The sequence below is a fragment of the Candidatus Kurthia intestinigallinarum genome (assembly GCF_003991225.1).
GTDB classification, from domain to species: domain Bacteria; phylum Bacillota; class Bacilli; order Bacillales_A; family Planococcaceae; genus Kurthia; species Kurthia populi.
In genome coordinates, this window is the sequence record NZ_JTFC01000163.1 from 1 (window position 1) to 1,470 (window position 1,470).

Consider the following 1,470-nt stretch of genomic DNA (forward strand, 5'->3'; position numbering starts at 1 on the left):
TAATTCCATTAATATTTCATTAAGTGATGCAAATTTGTTTGATGAAATTAAAAATGAATTGAAAAAACAAGACTTCAAAGAAAACGAAATAAGTTTACTTTTAAACCAGGTAGACGATCTTGAACAAAGTATGGGAAAAGAAAGTTTTAGTACAAAATACACGCGTTTTATTCAAAGTTTGGGAGAGCATGTAGCAGTTATATCTCCTTTTCTTCCAGCTTTAAGTCAAGGCTTAATAGGCTAAAAAACTCGGGTATTGATATTATTGTCAGTATGTATGAGATTTGATAAAAAACATTCCCAAATAACATTTTGTTAATGTTAAAACAAATTCATCATCGCATTAAATATCTTCATGCTGATTTGGTGCATCTCAACAAGCCCTTCAACATCCATGAAAATATAAGAAATATGATATACTGAACTTACTATTCAAATTTAAAGAGGTGGACCGTATGAAAGCCAATTCACGCTTAGAACGACAACAGCAAGTACGATTTGCAGTAGGTATGGCTGCGCTAGATGGTGGAAAACCGACAAGCTTTACACAAAATTTATTAAATCAATATGAGAATGGTGAGGTTTCATCTAGCCAATTGAAACAAGCCATTTTACAGAAATATGCGAAGGCGACAAACTAATGGACCCTTATGTGTATCCAAATTCAAACGTATTAATCAATAAACTAAATATTGTAGACGAAAAAGAACTTATTGATGTGGAAGCTCAGTTATTAATCGCTGGTATTATCGACATTCACTCGATTCTCGATGATTTAGATTTTGCAGATTATACGTCTTTACAAAACATCCATCATTTCTTATTTGAAGACCTTTACACGTGGGCTGGGGAATTTCGAACAATTAATATTTATAAAAATGAACGCGTGTTAAATGGCTTATCTGTAACGTACTGTGATAAAAATCGTATCAGTGATACGTTAAAAGCCATTTTTCAGTGGGCTGCTCAAATAGAGTGGTCTCCTCAAAATCGACAGCTTCCTTCACAATTTGCGAAATTCATGACAGATATATGGCGTGTCCATCCATATCGTGAAGGCAACACGCGTGCTGTATCAATCTTTATGAAGCTATTTGCTGATAAAAACAACTTAGATTTTAATGCGGAACTACTTTCGCAAAATGCGGGCTATTTACGTAATGCACTTGTTATGGCTGCTGTGGATGAAGCGCCAGAGCCTAGTTATTTACATCGGATTATCACAGATGCATTATTCTACAAACCATCTGGTCTAACAAAGCAAAGTGAGGAAAAGCCTTCTACTTATAAGACAGTTGGACAATATGATGTCACAAACTATGAAGAAAAACCATTTTATACAAATCCAGATAAACCTCAATGAGTACGTAGTTACATACGTACTCATTTTTGTATGCTGTGATACGTCTTTCCATTTCATTTTTAGGTTCTTTTCAAAATAGTTGTCTCAAGATTATAGAAAATTATGAC

The 1,470-nt window shown here is 33.9% G+C and carries 3 protein-coding genes; all 3 read left to right on the forward strand.

Translation table 11 applies throughout. The features are described from left to right. The coding region (locus QI30_RS20700) for a hypothetical protein (RefSeq protein ID WP_199754744.1) at positions 1 to 244 on the forward strand (244 nt) is incomplete at its 5' end. Positions 245 to 455: 211 nt separating this feature from the next. After that, the gene (locus QI30_RS19440; protein ID WP_126992121.1) at positions 456 to 641 is read left to right on the forward strand and encodes an antitoxin VbhA family protein; all 186 of its coding nucleotides are present in this window, start codon (positions 456 to 458) and stop codon (positions 639 to 641) included. Then, on the forward strand, positions 641 to 1,363 hold the full coding sequence (locus tag QI30_RS19445) for a Fic/DOC family protein (RefSeq protein WP_126992122.1): 723 nt from the start codon (positions 641 to 643) through the stop codon (positions 1,361 to 1,363). The genes QI30_RS19440 and QI30_RS19445 overlap by 1 nt, the downstream gene beginning before the upstream one ends. Positions 1,364 to 1,470 lie beyond the last annotated feature (107 nt).